Here is a 14,825-nt window from a genome sequence, read left to right on the forward strand (position 1 = left end):
ATATCCGTGTCAGGTGGATGCCGTGGCCCTGAGCCACGTTTGCAGAAAATCGACCACGGCCGAGCAGTCCGTAAGATGTGCCCGGGCAGCGGTCGGCTTGCCGGAATCCCCCACTTTGATGCCGATGCCGCGGTCGCGCAGGACGGCAAAGGCATCTTCGTCGGTATCGTCGTCGCCGAGATAAACCGCCAGCGTATCCTTAGGTTGGGAACCAAGCAGTTTGACGAACGCATCGCCCTTGTTCCACCCCAGGCAGCGCACCTCGACTCCCCCGTTGAACATGCGCCATTCCAGTTCGTGCTGCATGGCCCAAAATCCCCATTTGGCCACGGTTTCTCGCTCCAGGACCGAGGCGGACTTCGGAGCCATTCCCCTGGTGTGCATGGCGATGGAGGCAACCTTGGTTTCCACTTTCTGGCCGTAGCGGCATCGCATCAAGGCATCGCGGATAGTGTCGAGACCGCGTTCCTGAATTTGGGTGGGGCGGTGGGTTTGCTTGTCGCCATTGGGCGGCCACCACTCGAAGCCGTGGCTGCCGACGATGGTCAGGGGCGGGTCGCCGAGCAAGGCAGCCACTTCATGCGCCGGCCGGCCGGAAATAATGGCGATTTCGGTCGTGCCCGAGGCGGCTAGATTCCGGAGCAGGTCCGCAACACCGGGGAGGGGATGTGCGTGTATGGGCTCGATTGCAAACGGCGCCAAAGTACCATCGTAGTCCAGGCCGAGGAATCGAGAGGTGGCATTGCGGACCTGCCGCCAGAAATTCGGAATGTCAGCAAACGCGAAGTCGTCGTTGCCATGGCTTTTGATCATAGTTCGATCCGATCCGTTCCCGGATGCATGGTTGCGAACATCAGGGTGAGGTATTCCCGCAGGTGCCGGGTAACCAGGAAATTGTCGAGCACCAGCGATCTGGCCTTGCGGCCCATGATTTCCAGTTGATCCCGGTGCTTGAGCAGGTAGCGGATGCGCAGGGCCGCTCCTTCCGGGGTGCTGACCAGAAAACCGGTGTGATGGTTGACCACCTGCAGGCGGATGCCGCCCGTGTCGCCGCCGATCACCGGCTTGCCTTTCCAGAGGGCCTCGGTCACGGTGAGGCCGAAACCCTCCTTGACGGATTTTTGCAGGCAGATGGTCGAAGCCCGCTGCAGGGCGTTGATTTCCCGATGGGCATCGGCCGGCAGCAGCAGAATGTGGATGTTCGGGTCGTCGCCGGCCGCGTGCCGCACTTCGCGCAGTACCTCCTCGCCCTCCGGATCGTCGGCCGCTCCGCCGCCGGCCAGCACCAGTTGCACCGGCGTGAACTTCTTGACCAGCCGATAGGCCTCGATGACCCCCAGCGGATCCTTGAACCGGTCGAACCGGGAAACCTGGGTGATCAGCGGCAGTTCGGGATCAAGCCCGTACCGGTCGAAGACGGCCTCGACCTCGCCGGGATACAACTCCCGGTTTTTCTGGCTGAGGGGATCGATGCTAGGGGCGATCAGGTAGAGCGGATGCGGCAGGGGCTGGACAAAATCCGCCAGCGACCAGATGGAGGCATCGTAGCCGGCGACAAATTCCCGCAGATATTTCCACACCACCCGGTACGGCCTGCTGAGGTCGATATGGCAACGCCATATCCATTTTCCCTTGCGGTTGGGACAGAGCCGGAGCAGCGGTGCGGGCTGAGGGTCGTGGATGAAGACAAAATCCGCCTCCTCCAGCATCGGTCTCAACCGTTCGGCGTTGTCGGCGTTGGTCTGTTCGTAGGCCCGCAGCAGCATGGGGGGAATGGTCACGGAACTGCCCTGCAGGCCGTTGTGGAAACCCTTGGTACATTGATAGAAACCCGCATCCCCGGTGATGACCTCCCAACTGACCTCAAGCCCCAGCTCTTGTTTGAAGGGTACCAGCCAGTTGAGGATCTCGGCCACGCCGCCACCCTCCCGGGTCGAGTTGACGTGCACAACCCGCAATCCTTTCAACGGCGCGGCGAGTTGCCGGAGATGGTCAATGACCGCGTCGCCGACAATGGGCGTGTATCCGTCGAGAATGGCCGTCATGGTGGTGCTCCTTCCGCATGCAGGGGCTGAAAGACCAATGCCACCTCCCGCCTGAGATCGGGCAGGGTGGTGAAGTAGGGGTCGATGGCATTGAGTTGGCGGATCAGTTCGGCATATTCCTCCGCGTCGATTGCGTGCAGCCATTCGGCGAAGTCGCTGCGTCCGCTTGCGGTTCGCCGCCGGGCGTCGATGAAATGATAGAACACCGAGCCCGGCGAGAGGCCGGCGATCTGGGAGGGCATCTCCTGTGGGTGAACGATCCGCTTGCCGGTGTCGAAGACCACGATCTGCGAGCGGATGAACTTGAAACGCTGGTTGGAGCGCGCCCAGGGGATCCATTCGCTTTCCGCCAGCCGTTCCTCGATGACCTCGACCAGCTCCTGGCGCAACTCCTCGATTGCGCGGTACTGGCTGGGATCGACGATCGCCAGCCGTTCGGCCAGCCGTTTGTCATGGAGGCCCCTCCAGGCCCAGGCGGCGAAATCATTGGGATATTCAGGTTCGTCGAAATGGGGGCGGAGCATGCCGCCCCAGAAATGATAATAGATGCAACCGGAGTGGATGGTTTTCAGCCGGTCGCTGAATTCGCGCAGATTGTGCGCCTCTTCACCGGTGGCGACGGCGATGAGGGTGCAATCCTTGATCAGAAACGGCAGTTCCATGTGGGCCTCCGGAGGTTGGAAAAAGACGGACGGTGCCGCTCGCGATGGCACCGGTCGACGCTCAGTCGCCAAAGACCAGGTCGTTGCGGATCCAGCCGACGGCGGTGCCGCTCTGGTAGTACCCCAGCTTAACCCAGTCGCCTTCCTTGGCGAGGATGGTGTAGATTTCGCCCTGCTCGGCGCGGGCCACCACGTTGGCGTTCGCCGAGGCCGACCCGCGGATATTGGCCTTTTCCACGAGAATCACCGCAGTGTCGATATCCGAAACCAGCGGCTTGTGCACCCAGCCGCTGTTGTCCAGCCAATCGTGGAAATACACCCAGCCTTTCTCTTCTTTTTTGATTTCGATCGGATAGCCCAGAGGTGCCGTATACAGAATCGCGCTGTTCAGGTCGGGCTTTTCGCGGATGTTGACCTGGTCCTTGGCAATGCTTTTCGCCTCGGCCGAGGTGATGCCGCAGACAAGCAGCGCGGAGAGAAAGAAGCCGGTAGAAAAAATGGAAAACGGTCTGTTGATCATGGAGTGTCCCTTGTTGACGATGCACGAAAATCGTGAGTTGACGCGACTGGAGAGGGAGGGGCGGCATGGTTTGGCCACGGTCCCTGGCGTAGATCGGCCGCCGCCAGCACAACCCACGCATCCCCTTCCGCAGGGGAAGGCGGCGGTGTTACCTTGGCGGCCGTGAAAGATATGTTTCCAACAATCGTTCCAGGTCCTTGCCCGGTGGCGGCTGTCAGGATTGTGCGGGCGTCCGTTCCCCGCGACAGGGGGCAGGGCGGTAAATCTTCAAGGGATAATGGTACGTTATTTCAATTAGTTTTGAGCGGTGGCGCCGGGAATGGCTGCGCGTGGCGACAAAGGTGCCGCATGCGGGAGCTCTCCGGCCACCGGGCAGGAGGCCGGTTGAGGTTGTCCTGTTTTGCAATACTTTGTCTTCTTGGGCAGGAATTGTCCTGTCTGGGGGGAATCGGTGCCGGTTCAGGCCGGCAGGCGAAAGGAGGGGGGCAGATTGTGTTTTTTTAGCAGGGCGTACAGGCGGGAACGGGATAATCCGGAAATGGCGCAGGCCTCCTCCATGTTGTCGGCCAGGGTCAGCAATTCCCGCAAATAGCGTTGCTCGAATTGGGCGATAGTGACCTCCCGCGCTTCGACCAGCCGGGGCAGGGCCGGGGCGTTGACGCCGTCGCCGCGGACCAGGGGCAGTTCGGCGACGGCCTGGCCCTGCTCGACCGAAGCCCGGGCCAGATGCACCCGGATATAGATCGGCAGGTGCTTGGGAAAAAGGACCGGTTCGTGCCGGGCAGCGGAAACGGCCCGCTCCAGGGCATTGACCAGCTCGCGTACATTGCCCGGCCACTCGTAGCGGCCAAGCACCTCGAAGAAATCGGGGGAGAACGATTTGCCGTTCAAGCCGTAGCTCTGGCAGAGCTTGTCGACGTGATGGGCGGCGATGAGGGGGACGTCCTCGATGCGATGGCGCAGGGAGGGCAGCTCCATGGTAAAGGACCGCAGACGAAACAGCAAATCCTTGCGGAAGCGGTGCCGCTGGACCATGGTGTCGAGGTTGCGGTTGGTGGCGGCGATCAGGCGGAAATCGCTGCGCAGCACCGTGCCCCCACCCACCTGGCGGAATTTGTGCTCCTGCAGGACCCGCAAGAAGGATTTCTGCACGGAAAGGGGCAATTCCCCCACTTCGTCGAGAAAAAGGGTGCCGCCGTCGGCCCGTTTGACCAGGCCGCTCTGGCTCTTGTCGGCACCGGTGAAGGCCCCCCGTTCGTATCCGAACAGGATGCTCTCGACCAGGGTTTCGGGCAGGGCGGCACAGTCGACCACCACGAATCGCTGGCCCGCGCGGCGGCTGTTGTTGTGGATCGCCCAGGCGAACAGTTCCTTGCCGGTCCCGGTTTCGCCGGTGATGAGCACATTGGCGTCGCTGCCCGCGGACAGGGCGAGCCGGTCCAGACAGCGTTTCATCTGGAGGCTGTTGCCGACGATGTCCTTGAGTGTTTCCTCGTTGAGGGTGGTATGGGGCTGCTTGAGGATTTTCTTGGCCCGGTATTGCATGGCCCTGACCAGGGGCAGGGTCATGGCCCGGGCGGTTCCGGGGCGTTCCACGTAATCCCAGGCACCCATCTTGATGGCATTTTCGGCCTGGTCGGCATCGCCCGCATCGGCGAGAATGATCACCTCGGGCAGGGAAGGGGTGTCGATCAGCTCGGGCAGGACGGCCATGCTGTTGCCGTCCGGCATCTCGGCATTGAGAAAGATGACGTCAAAAGGACTGGCGGTCGCCAGTTCCAGGCCCTGAAGCAGGGTCCGCGCGGTCACCGCCTGATGGCCGGCGTGGACGATTTCCTTGGCCAGGACGGCAACAAACGATTCCTGGGTGTCAATGATCAGTATTTTCGACATGCAGTCCTGGGGAACATGAGGGAAAGCAACGGACAGCGGCAATCGGCAAATCGGCAAGGCCGTCCGGCCGGGGCACGGCACGGCGCTGCGATGCGCTCCGGATAATCGGGTTAATCTATGCAAAAGTGCTTGGCAACGTCAACGGTATTCCGCCCCGCGATGGCGGGAGGGCCAATTTTCGGGAAAGATGAGGAGGAACAGGGCATTGCTTTTGCGGCCCGGCTCTGTTTATGTGGCCGGAAGAACCGGAAACGGGGCAGGGCGGCCGGCCGCCATGGAGCGTCCCGGCTCGATTCCGCAAAAGGAGGACAACATGATCCGGCGCATCCTGTGCTATGGCGATTCGAACACCTGGGGCTACGATCCGGTGACCATGGACCGCTTCGACGAAACAACCCGCTGGCCAAGGGTGCTGGAACGGGCGCTGGGGCAGGGCTGGGAGGTGATCGAGGAGGGCCTGGGCGGCCGGACCACGGTCTGGGACGATCCCATCGAAGGCTACAAGAACGGGCGCGACTACCTGATTCCCTGCCTGGAATCGCATCGGCCGCTGGATGCGGTCGTGCTGCTGCTGGGGACCAACGACCTCAAGCAGCGGTTCAGCCTTTCGGCCTACGATGTTGCCCAGGGCGCGGGGGTGTTGGTGCGGGTGGTGCAGGGCAGCCAGACCGGCCGGCAGGGACGGCCGCCCCGGGTGCTGCTGCTGGCGCCGCCGCCGTTGGCACCGCTGGCCGCCTATGCGGAAATGTTTGCGGGCGCGGCGGAAAAATCGCGCAAGTTTTCCGCGCACTTTGGCCTTCTGGCCCAGGAATTGGGCTGCGCCTTTCTGGACACCGCCCAGGTGGTGGTCTCCAGCCCGCTGGACGGAATCCATCTTGAGAAGGAAGAGCATCGCAAACTGGGGCGCGCGGTGGCCGAGGCCGTCGGAAACCTTTTGGCCTGATGCACAACAGCCGGGCAAACGCCGACCGAAAACGGTCGCCACCTCAGCTCTCCGAGCCGGGACGGTGTCACGACCGGCTTGTTGTTCTGCTTATATTTACCTTTTTTGAGAAAAGCTCTCACTTGAAAGCAATCGCTTCGTTCCTATAGTTGAAGTGTCGGGAAGCCGCCAATTTGCATGGCGCGAACCAGACGGCGTTCGCGTGCTTTTCGGCTTGAAGCCAGATGTTCTTCGCCGCAACGGCGATTGTAATAATGAGATGAATCGGTTGACGGCGCCGGGCCGCGCCGTGGGAGGAAATCATGAAGCGTCAGAACGAGATGATGGCGTCGTTTGCCATGGCCCATCGCGAATTCATGAGCAATTTGGAGCACTCGATCGGTTTGCTGGAGGGCGACATCGACGAAACCGTTGAAATGGAAAGCCTCTGCACCGATGAATGGTGCTTGGCCACCGAACACAACCTCGACGAATTGACCAAGATGATCTATTCGATCAGCGAACCCCGCTGGCTCACCAACGAGGATTCCCGGAGGATCAGTAACCTGCGTCGGCGCGTCCACGACCTGTATGCCAGGTATCGGAGCATGAGGCCGGTGGAAGCCTGCTGCTGACCCATCGCCAAGGGCAAGAGCACCGGCCTTGGCCGATGCTGCCTCGGCGGGAAAACCAACGCACAAAAAAGCCGCGGCCGAATATCGGTCGCGGCTTTTTTGTGTCGAACCAGCGGGCTTATCCCATCGCATCCATGGTTTCGGCCAGCTTGGCGAGATCGACCCGGCGTTCGTACAGCGGCCGCGTATCGCCGGCATAGGCCGCGAGCTGTTCTTCGAAGACCGGTTTTTCCTGCCGATAAAAAATGCCGAGGCGCAGCGGTTCTTCCTCGCAGGCGCGGGCAAAGGCCTGGATCCGGTCGGCGGGATCGTGATCCTCCGGCAAAGGAGCGGTGTGGGCCGCGAACCATGGGTAGGTGTTGTGTTTGTTGAAGGTGACGCAGGGCTGGAGCACATCGACCAGGGCATAGCCGTGGTGGCGGATCGCCGCCCGCAGGACGGTACGGGCGTGCTCCGCTTGGCCGACATAGACGCGGGCGACGAACGAGGCGCCCAGGGCGATGGCCACCGCCAGGGGATTGAACGGCTCCAGGATCACCCCGCCGACCTGCAGCGGGGTGACGAAACCGCGTTGGCTGGTTGGCGAGGCCTGGCCTTTGGTCAGGCCGTAGACCATGTTGTTGTGGACAATGTTGGTCAGGTCGGGATTACGGCGGATGCAGTGAAGAAAATGGTTGCCGCCTTCGCCGTACATGTCGCCGTCCCCGCTTTCGGCGATCACCGTCAGGCCGGGATTGCTGGTCTTGATGGCGGTGGCCGGCGGCAGGGCGCGGCCGTGCAGTCCGTTGAAGTAGTGGACATTGCAATATTGCGGCAGTTTGGCCGCCTGGCCGATGCCGGAAACCAGCACGGTCCGTTGCGGGTCGAGGGCCAGTTCGGCCAGGGTTTCACCGACCAGCTTCAGGATGCCGTGGTTACCGCAGCCGGGGCACCAGGCGACATCGCAACCCCGGCGAATCCAGGAATGGGCGCTCATCGTTGTTCCTCCTTGCGCAGCAGGGCTGTGATTTCCTCGACGCTGAAGGGCAGGCCGTTGTACTTGAGCCATTGATCCGCGATACCGCAGCCGGTTTCGCCCCGCAGTAGCCGGGCGAACTGGCCGGTGGCGTTGTTCTCGATGACGATGATCCGCTCGGCCCGTCGCAGATATCGGTCCAGTACCGCAGGCAGCGGGTAGATCTGCACACAGTGGAGCAAGGCGGTCCGTGCTAGCGGAACGCGTGCCAGGGCCTCAACGATCGCCGGCCCGGTGGAGCCCCAGGCGATCAACAGTCGTCGGTAATCGGCCGGACCGTGCAGGCTAGGCGGCAGGGCCAGCTCGTGCCGCAAGGGCCGGAATTTGGCCAGGCGCTTGTCGACCATGGCGGTCCGCACCGCGAACTCCTCGGTGATCCGGCCTTCTTCGTCGTGCTCGTCGCTATCGACGCAGACCAGCCCGGCGCCATGGCCCGGAATGCCGCGCGGCGAGATACCGTCCGGGCCGGGGGCGTAACGCCGGTAATCCGGAGCGGTGGCGACAATGCGGGCCGTTGGCGGCGTTGCCGGCAGCGGCGGGGGATCGAGGTCGCAGAGCGAATCGAGCAGGTATTGGTCGGTCAGCACGATGACCGGCGATTGGCTGGCATCGGCCATGGCAAAGGCGTGGGCGGCGCAGGCAAAGGCCTCCTCCGGAGAGCCGGGGGCGAGGATGGCGCGGGGAAATTCGCCGTGGCCCGAATAGCGGGCGATTTCCAGGTCGCCCTGTTCGGTGCGGGTCGGCAGGCCGGTGCCGGGGCCGGGCCGCTGGGCCAGGTGGACGACCAGGGGCGACTCGATCGCGCCGCACAGGCTCATGCCCTCGGCCATCAGGTCAAAGCCGCCGCCGGAGGTGGTGACCAGGGCCTGGGCGCCGGCATACCAGGCACCGAGCCCCATGTTGATCGCGCTGATCTCGTCTTCCGCCTGTTCGACCACCAGGCCATGGACCCCGGCCTGTTTGGCCAGATGGACCAGCACCCCGGTGGCCGGCGACATCGGGTAGGACGAGACAAAGGTGCAGCCCCCGGCCAGGGTCCCCAAGGCCACGGATTGGGAGCCGTCGAGCAGCAGCCGCCGGCCGGTGGGCGCGGACCGGGTGGGCAGGGCGAAACGGCCGTGCTCGGCCGCTCCGGCTTCCCAGCCGCTCCGGGCCGCCTCCAGGTTTTGGGCCAGGATATCGTCCTCGGCGAAGGTCCGGCGCAGGGCCGTTTGCAGCGGTGCCATCTCCCAACCGAGCAGGCGGACCAGAAAGCCGCAGACCACACTGTTGGCCAACAGGGCGCCTCCGGCCCGGACCCCGAGTTCGCGCAGGGGCAGGGGGAGGATGTCGGGCCGTTGGCCGAACACCTCCGGGTCGCCGACTAGCAGGGTGGTGGCGGTGCAGCGCCCGCTCAGGCGGTCGAGGGCGTCCCGGTCGAACAGGACGCAGCAGTCCACCCGGTCGGAAAAGGCGCGCACCGGTTGGGGCGAGAGCCGCAGGTAGGTCGAATTGCTGCCGCCGCGGATGCGCGACATGAATTCGTTGACCACCATGAGGTGGAGTCCGCCGGCGACCGCGGCGCGTGCCAGGACCAGGCCGACGGTCTGCAGGCCGTGGCCGGCCTCGCCGCCGAGAACCACATTCACTTCGCTGGATGGAGCTGAAAGCATCAAGGGACCTCCTGGTGGGGGTGAGGGCAGTGGATGCCGGGCACGCCGGGCGGGCGAAACGGGCGTCATTCCCCGTTTCCCCGGCGCAAAAAGGGCGGGCGCTACTCCTTCAGCACGACCCGCAGGCTGCCGTCGCGGATTTCGATGGTTTCGACCCCGTCGGCAAAACTCTTCCAGAAACCGGGGTCGGTGCCGAATTCCTGGATCAGGTCGATGTTTTTCAGGCCGCCGAGCCAGGCGTTGGGCAGGGGAACGCCCATCACCGACAGGCCGCGGAGGATGACCACCGGCCGGCTGTTGCGGAAGGCCAGTTCGGCTCCGGCCCTGACCTTAAGAATCCTGCCGCCCATGACGGGAAAATCCGGATCGAGCGGGATGAGCAGCTTGGCGCTGACCAGGTCGTTGGCGAAATCGACCACCAGCCGGGTGGCCAGATCGGTATTTTGGGCGATCATGCCGTTGATCTCCCGCTCGCTCAGCCGGATCTCGCGGGAAGCGCCTTTTTCGCTGTAGGGTTCGGGGGTCAGGTCCTCGGCCGTCGGCATTTCCCGCGGCCGTTGCTCCCCGCCGTGCCGCACCTGGCGGTCGCCGAGCCGCTCGAAGCGCTCCAGCTTGCGTTCCAGTTGCTGCTCTTCGGCCTTGCTGAGCACCACCGGTTCGAATGGGCTGGGAAAGAGCCAGCTCTTGACAATGAATACCGTGCCCACCATGGTAACCAGCATGGCCAGGATCACAATGCCGGCCACCTTGGCTCCGGACAGGCCGGACGTTTTTTTCGGGGGATCGTTTTCCATGTCGCCTCCGGGCACGTATTTTTTTCTGTTTCCTCTCCTCTATACGGTACCTCCGGGCCGCTGTCAAACGCCGCCTTTATGGCGATGATTTTTCCCCGGAACCGACAAAAAAACAAATCGATACGGACAGGGGGCAATTATTGCCTTGCACGGCCGGCCAATCTCCTGTATGTGCTTCGCACTTCCAGCAACAGCGCTCCCCGACACTCCCATGGGCTTTTGACGGCGATGAACGGTTATCTCATTTTTATTCTGGCGATTCTCCTGCTCGGCTACCTGCTCGAACTGACCGTGGCCCTGCTCAACCTCCGTTCGCTCAACCCGGTGCTGCCGGACGAATTCGCCGGGGTGTACGACCGCGACAAGTACGCCCGCTCCCAGGAATACACCCGGGTCAACACCCGGTTCTCCCTGGTCCAGTCGACGGTGGGTCTGCTGGCCACTCTGACCTTCATCCTTGCCGGCGGGTTCAATCTGGTCGATGTGGCGGCCCGGAGCTTCGGCTTTTCGTCGATTCCCACCGGCCTTGCGTTCACCGGGATGCTGGCCGTGCTCGCCGGCCTGCTCAACCTGCCCTTTTCCGCCTATTCGACCTTTGTCATCGAGCAGCGGTTCGGTTTCAACACCACCACCGTGGCCACCTTTCTTTTGGATACGGTCAAGGGGGTGCTGCTCGGCGTATTGCTCGGCGGGCCGCTGCTGGCCGCCATCCTCTGGTTTTTCGAGACCAGCGGGCCGCAAGCCTGGCTCTACTGCTGGGTGGCGGCGGTGGCCTTCATCCTGGTGGTCCAGTTCCTGGCGCCGGTGGTGATCATGCCGCTGTTCAATAAATTCACCCCCCTGGCCGAGGGCGAGCTCAAGGAGGCGATCACCCGTTATGCGGCGGCCCAGCGCTTTGCCATCCAAGGCATCTACACCATGGACGGCTCCAAGCGCTCCACCAGGGCCAACGCCTTTTTCACCGGCTTCGGCCGCTTCCGGCGCATCGTCTTTTTCGACACCCTCATGAAGCAACTCGCCGCCAACGAGATCGTGGCCGTGCTCGCCCACGAAATGGGGCACTACAAACTCAAGCATATCCCGACGATGATGGCGCTCTCCGTCGCTCAGATGGGGATCATGTTCTTCATCCTCTCCCGCTTCCTCGAAAATCCGGGGCTGTTCGCCGCCTTTGGCATGGAGCAGGTCTCGATTTACGCCTCCCTGGTCTTTTTCGGCTTTCTCTATTCCCCGATCTCGACCATCCTGGCCATCGGCTTCAACGCCTTTTCCCGCCGCAACGAATACCAGGCCGACCGGTTCGCCGCCCGGACCGGCGGCGCCGGCGTTGGCGGCGAGCACCTGATCGGCGGGCTCAAGCGGCTGAGCGTCAGCAATCTGAGCAACCTGACCCCGCACCCCCTGCACGTGGCGCTCAATTACAGCCATCCCCCGATCCTGGCCAGGATCGAAGCCTTGCGGCGGACCGCCGCCCAGCCGGACCGCTGACGTGGCTCTGGTGGACAGCCGCCTCCATACCGCCTGGCTGAGCCAGCTGGCGCGGGAACACCGCGACATCTGCTACCAGTACGGCATCGCCCTACGCCTGCCGGTGCTCGCCATCGGCGGCGGCGAACGGCAGCTGGGCAGCTGGTCGGCCGTTGACCGGCGCCTGGCCCTCAGCCCGGTCCTGATCGGCCGCCACCCCTGGAATGTCACCCTCCAGGTGCTCAAGCACGAGATGGCCCATCAAATGTGCAGCGAACTCCACGACCGGGAGGATGCCGGCCATGGCGCGCTGTTTCGCGAATGCTGCCTGCAACTCGGGCTCGACGCCCCCTTTCACCGGGCCAGCGGCGACCTGGCCGAGGGCATCGCCGCCCTGGACGCAGGCTCGGCCTCCACCGAAAAGGGGCGGCAGATTATCGCCAAGGTACGCAAGCTGCTGGCCCTGGGCACCTCCGACAACGAGCACGAGGCGGCCCTGGCCGTGCAGCGGGCCGAGGAGCTGCTTGCCCGGCACCGGCTCGATTTCGACGGCCTGGCCGAGGACCAGGAATTGGTGCATCGGACGATCAACACCGGCGGCCGGACCCTGGCCATGTACCGCAAGGCGATCTGCGCCATCCTCGAGGGGTGCTTCGGGGTGCGGGTGATCTGCGCCTCGCTCTACGACCCGCAGGCCGATTGCTCCTTCAAGACCATCGAGCTGCTGGGCCGCGAGGAGGAGGTGGCCGTTGCCGAACACTGCTACCATTTCCTCGAGAACCGGCTGCACACCTTGTGGCAGCGCCACCGCCGGGAATTTGCCGACCACGGCCGTATCGCCAGGAAGAGCTATTTCCTCGGCCTGTTGGCCGGGTTCCGGGAAACCCTAGAGCGGTCCCGGCGTCCGGCTACCGAGCCGGCCGAGCCCCAGCCGATTTGCCAGCAGGGCCGGCAGGACCGGGAGCTGCCGACCCTGCGCCAACAGGAGCGGCTGGAGGCCTTCGTGGCCTTCCGTTTTCCCCGGCTGCGGCGGATGCGGAAGCAGGGCGGCAGCATGGACCGGGCCGCCTACCAGGAGGCGGTGGCCGCGGGCCGCAAGATCGTCCTGCGGCGGCCCATGACGGACGGCGAGCAGGAAGACCCCTTGTTGCTGACTTAAGCGCCGGGCCTGCGGCGCCACCGCGCGCCACGCGGGCGATGAATGAGGATGGCGCGCCTTGCTTGACGCATCGCCATGCCGTTGAGTATACAGAAAAGACCCGAAGCCTGTGGAGGAGCAAGATCGGTGAACTACACCATGGAACGTTGGAATATCAATAAGTCGGCGGATCTGTACGGCGTCAGCGAATGGGGCGGCGGCTATTTTTTCGTGGCCGAGAACGGCGACATGATGGTCATGCCCGCACCCGGCGCGGTGGAACGGGCGGTGAGCATCGCCGAGATTGCCAAGGGCATCCGCGAGCGCGGTTTCGACATGCCGGTGCTCCTGCGCATCGAGAACATCCTCGACGCCCAGATCACCAGCCTCAACGAAACCTTCCGCTCGGCCATGGAGGAGCTGGGCTACACCGGCGCCTTCATGGGCGCCTATCCGATCAAGGTCAACCAGCAGCAGCAGGTGGTGGAAAAGATCGCCCAGTTCGGCTCCCGCTACCACCACGGCCTGGAAGCCGGGTCCAAGGCCGAGCTGATCGCCGCCATGGGCATGATGAACGACAAGAAGGCGGTGCTGATCTGCAACGGCTACAAGGACGAGGAATTCATCGACCTGGGCCTCTACGCCACCAAGATCGGCTATACCTGCATCCTGGTGGTGGAGATGCCGGACGAGCTGCCGCTGATCATCGCGCGGTCCAAGGCGCTGAACGCCAAGCCCATCCTCGGTATCCGCATCAAGCTGTCGGCCCAGGCCGGCGGCCACTGGTCGGAGTCCGGCGGCGAACGCTCCATCTTCGGACTCAACACCAGCCAGATCATCCAGGCGGTGGACCTGCTGGCCAGCGCCGGCATGCTCGACTGCCTCAAGCTGGTCCACTACCACCTGGGTTCGCAGATCTCCAATATCCGCGAGATCCGCACCGCGGTCAACGAGGCTTGCCGGGTCTACGCCGGCCTGATCAGGGAGGGCGCCCAGGTCGAATACCTCGATCTCGGCGGCGGCCTGGCGGTCGACTACGACGGCTCGCAATCCAACTTCCTTTCCAGCCGCAACTACACCCTCAAGGAATACTGCACCGACATCATCGAGGCGGTGATGACCTCGCTTTCCGACGACGGCATCCCCCACCCGACCATCGTCACCGAATCGGGCCGAGCCCTGGTGGCCTACTATTCGATCCTGCTGTTCAACATCCTGGACGTCACCCGGTTCCATGCCGATCCCTTGCCGGACAAGCTGACGGAAAACTGCCCGTCGCAGCTGGAATACATGCACCAGGCGCTCAAGGGCCTGACCATTCGCAATATCCAGGAGGTGCTGAACGACGCCATCTTCTACCGCGATGAGACCCGGCGGCTGTTCCAGACCGGCCAGATCAGCCTGCGCGAGCGCTCGCTGGCCGAACAGCTGTTCTGGACCACGATCAACGAGATCAACCGCCTGGCCAAGGAGCTGAAGAACCCCAGCGCCGAACTGATCGACCTCGACCGGGTGTTGTCGGATTTTTATTACTGCAATTTCAGCGTGTTCCAGTCGCTGCCCGACTCCTGGGCCATTGGCCAGCTCTTCCCGATCACGCCCATCCACCGGCTCGACGAGGAGCCGACCCGCAAGGGCATCCTGGCCGACATCACCTGCGACTGCGACGGCAAGATCGACCAGTTCATCGACAAGCGCGGCGTCAAGCGCTACCTGCCCCTGCACGAACTGCGGCCCTACGAGGAATATATCCTCGGCGTCTTTCTGGTCGGCGCCTACCAGGAGACCCTGGGCGACCTCCACAACCTGCTGGGCGACACCAACGTGGTCACCATCCGCATCCAGGACAAGGGCGAGTTCGAATTCGTCAGCGAGCAGGAAGGCGATACCGTGGCCGAGGTGCTCTCCTATGTGCAGTACGACCCCAAGCGGCTCTTCGTCCGCTTCCGCGAGACCGCCGAGCAGGCGGTGCGGACCGGCAGGATCAGCGCCCAGGAACGACGCGAGATCGTCGATGCCTATGAGGCGGGGTTAAGAGGGTATACGTATTTTGAGAGGTGATACCTTGCCCGGAGCGGATCG

At 63.6% G+C, this 14,825-nt stretch carries 13 protein-coding genes; 5 read left to right on the forward strand and 8 right to left on the reverse strand.

Annotation, left to right across the window (positions count from 1 at the left end; all coding sequences use genetic code 11):
• Positions 1 to 9: 9 nt before the first annotated feature.
• The 5 genes from otsB to RMR13_RS04935 all read right to left on the reverse strand — a co-directional run bounded on the left by otsB (position 10) and on the right by RMR13_RS04935 (position 5,120).
• Positions 10 to 813, reverse strand: a complete 804-nt coding sequence (gene otsB, locus RMR13_RS04915) for a trehalose-phosphatase (protein WP_310599522.1) — start codon at positions 811 to 813, stop codon at positions 10 to 12.
• A complete protein-coding gene (locus RMR13_RS04920; RefSeq protein ID WP_310599523.1) occupies positions 810 to 2,045 on the reverse strand; it encodes a glycosyltransferase in 1,236 nt (411 codons plus the stop codon). Before RMR13_RS04920 ends, otsB begins: the two co-directional genes overlap by 4 nt.
• Positions 2,042 to 2,707 carry a DUF5752 family protein gene (locus RMR13_RS04925; protein WP_310599524.1) on the reverse strand — a complete coding sequence of 222 codons (666 nt, stop codon included), beginning with the start codon at positions 2,705 to 2,707 and terminating at the stop codon, positions 2,042 to 2,044. The genes RMR13_RS04920 and RMR13_RS04925 overlap by 4 nt, the downstream gene beginning before the upstream one ends.
• A gap of 61 nt (positions 2,708 to 2,768) precedes the next feature.
• Positions 2,769 to 3,227 carry an SH3 domain-containing protein gene (locus RMR13_RS04930; protein ID WP_310599525.1) on the reverse strand — a complete coding sequence of 153 codons (459 nt, stop codon included), beginning with the start codon at positions 3,225 to 3,227 and terminating at the stop codon, positions 2,769 to 2,771.
• A 459-nt stretch (positions 3,228 to 3,686) separates the two neighbouring features.
• Positions 3,687 to 5,120 (reverse strand): sigma-54 dependent transcriptional regulator, encoded by a 1,434-nt coding sequence (locus RMR13_RS04935; protein ID WP_310599526.1) that lies wholly within the window; start codon positions 5,118 to 5,120, stop codon positions 3,687 to 3,689.
• A gap of 313 nt (positions 5,121 to 5,433) precedes the next feature.
• Between RMR13_RS04935 and RMR13_RS04940 the strand changes: the two genes are divergently transcribed.
• A complete protein-coding gene (locus tag RMR13_RS04940; RefSeq protein ID WP_310599527.1) occupies positions 5,434 to 6,063 on the forward strand; it encodes an SGNH/GDSL hydrolase family protein in 630 nt (209 codons plus the stop codon).
• A 302-nt stretch (positions 6,064 to 6,365) separates the two neighbouring features.
• Entirely contained in the window at positions 6,366 to 6,677 is a 312-nt protein-coding gene (locus tag RMR13_RS04945) for a hypothetical protein (protein ID WP_310599528.1), read from the forward strand.
• Between the two features lie 118 nt (positions 6,678 to 6,795).
• Here RMR13_RS04945 and RMR13_RS04950 read toward each other — a convergent pair whose 3' ends face one another.
• The 3 genes from RMR13_RS04950 to RMR13_RS04960 all read right to left on the reverse strand — a co-directional run bounded on the left by RMR13_RS04950 (position 6,796) and on the right by RMR13_RS04960 (position 10,138).
• Complete coding sequence (locus RMR13_RS04950; RefSeq protein WP_310599529.1) at positions 6,796 to 7,653, reverse strand: thiamine pyrophosphate-dependent enzyme; 858 nt, start codon at positions 7,651 to 7,653, stop codon at positions 6,796 to 6,798.
• Positions 7,650 to 9,344 (reverse strand): 2-oxoacid:acceptor oxidoreductase subunit alpha, encoded by a 1,695-nt coding sequence (locus RMR13_RS04955; protein WP_310599579.1) that lies wholly within the window; start codon positions 9,342 to 9,344, stop codon positions 7,650 to 7,652. The genes RMR13_RS04950 and RMR13_RS04955 overlap by 4 nt, the downstream gene beginning before the upstream one ends.
• Before the next feature lie 101 nt (positions 9,345 to 9,445).
• The gene (locus tag RMR13_RS04960; RefSeq protein ID WP_310599530.1) at positions 9,446 to 10,138 is read right to left on the reverse strand and encodes an arginine N-succinyltransferase; all 693 of its coding nucleotides are present in this window, start codon (positions 10,136 to 10,138) and stop codon (positions 9,446 to 9,448) included.
• 228 nt (positions 10,139 to 10,366) lie between these two features.
• On the opposite strand from RMR13_RS04960, the gene RMR13_RS04965 reads away from it, so the two are divergent.
• The 3 genes from RMR13_RS04965 (at position 10,367) to speA (ending at position 14,804) form a co-directional block, all read left to right on the forward strand.
• Complete coding sequence (locus RMR13_RS04965) at positions 10,367 to 11,626, forward strand: M48 family metallopeptidase (protein ID WP_310599531.1); 1,260 nt, start codon at positions 10,367 to 10,369, stop codon at positions 11,624 to 11,626.
• A 1-nt stretch (position 11,627) separates the two neighbouring features.
• Positions 11,628 to 12,764: a DUF2786 domain-containing protein gene (locus tag RMR13_RS04970; RefSeq protein WP_310599532.1), complete on the forward strand. Its 1,137-nt coding sequence runs from the start codon at positions 11,628 to 11,630 to the stop codon at positions 12,762 to 12,764.
• A gap of 138 nt (positions 12,765 to 12,902) precedes the next feature.
• Complete coding sequence (gene speA / locus RMR13_RS04975; RefSeq protein ID WP_409070261.1) at positions 12,903 to 14,804, forward strand: biosynthetic arginine decarboxylase; 1,902 nt, start codon at positions 12,903 to 12,905, stop codon at positions 14,802 to 14,804.
• Positions 14,805 to 14,825: the final 21 nt, after the last annotated feature.

The sequence above is a fragment of the Desulfobulbus sp. genome (assembly GCF_031547805.1).
GTDB lineage: Bacteria > Desulfobacterota > Desulfobulbia > Desulfobulbales > Desulfobulbaceae > Desulfobulbus.

Excerpts from the sequence above, each read along its gene's own strand:
- RMR13_RS04945 (WP_310599528.1), top strand. The coding sequence starts at position 6,366 with ATGAAGCGTCAGAACGAGATGATGGCGTCGTTTGCCATGGCCCATCGC.
- RMR13_RS04960 (WP_310599530.1), bottom strand. The coding sequence starts at position 10,138 with ATGGAAAACGATCCCCCGAAAAAAACGTCCGGCCTGTCCGGAGCCAAG.
- RMR13_RS04925 (WP_310599524.1), bottom strand. The coding sequence starts at position 2,707 with ATGGAACTGCCGTTTCTGATCAAGGATTGCACCCTCATCGCCGTCGCC.
- RMR13_RS04965 (WP_310599531.1), top strand. The coding sequence starts at position 10,367 with ATGAACGGTTATCTCATTTTTATTCTGGCGATTCTCCTGCTCGGCTAC.
- RMR13_RS04950 (WP_310599529.1), bottom strand. The coding sequence starts at position 7,653 with ATGAGCGCCCATTCCTGGATTCGCCGGGGTTGCGATGTCGCCTGGTGC.
- otsB (WP_310599522.1), bottom strand. The coding sequence starts at position 813 with ATGATCAAAAGCCATGGCAACGACGACTTCGCGTTTGCTGACATTCCG.
- RMR13_RS04940 (WP_310599527.1), top strand. The coding sequence starts at position 5,434 with ATGATCCGGCGCATCCTGTGCTATGGCGATTCGAACACCTGGGGCTAC.
- RMR13_RS04920 (WP_310599523.1), bottom strand. The coding sequence starts at position 2,045 with ATGACGGCCATTCTCGACGGATACACGCCCATTGTCGGCGACGCGGTC.
- RMR13_RS04935 (WP_310599526.1), bottom strand. The coding sequence starts at position 5,120 with ATGTCGAAAATACTGATCATTGACACCCAGGAATCGTTTGTTGCCGTC.
- RMR13_RS04930 (WP_310599525.1), bottom strand. The coding sequence starts at position 3,227 with ATGATCAACAGACCGTTTTCCATTTTTTCTACCGGCTTCTTTCTCTCC.
- speA (WP_409070261.1), top strand. The coding sequence starts at position 12,903 with ATGGAACGTTGGAATATCAATAAGTCGGCGGATCTGTACGGCGTCAGC.
- RMR13_RS04955 (WP_310599579.1), bottom strand. The coding sequence starts at position 9,344 with ATGCTTTCAGCTCCATCCAGCGAAGTGAATGTGGTTCTCGGCGGCGAG.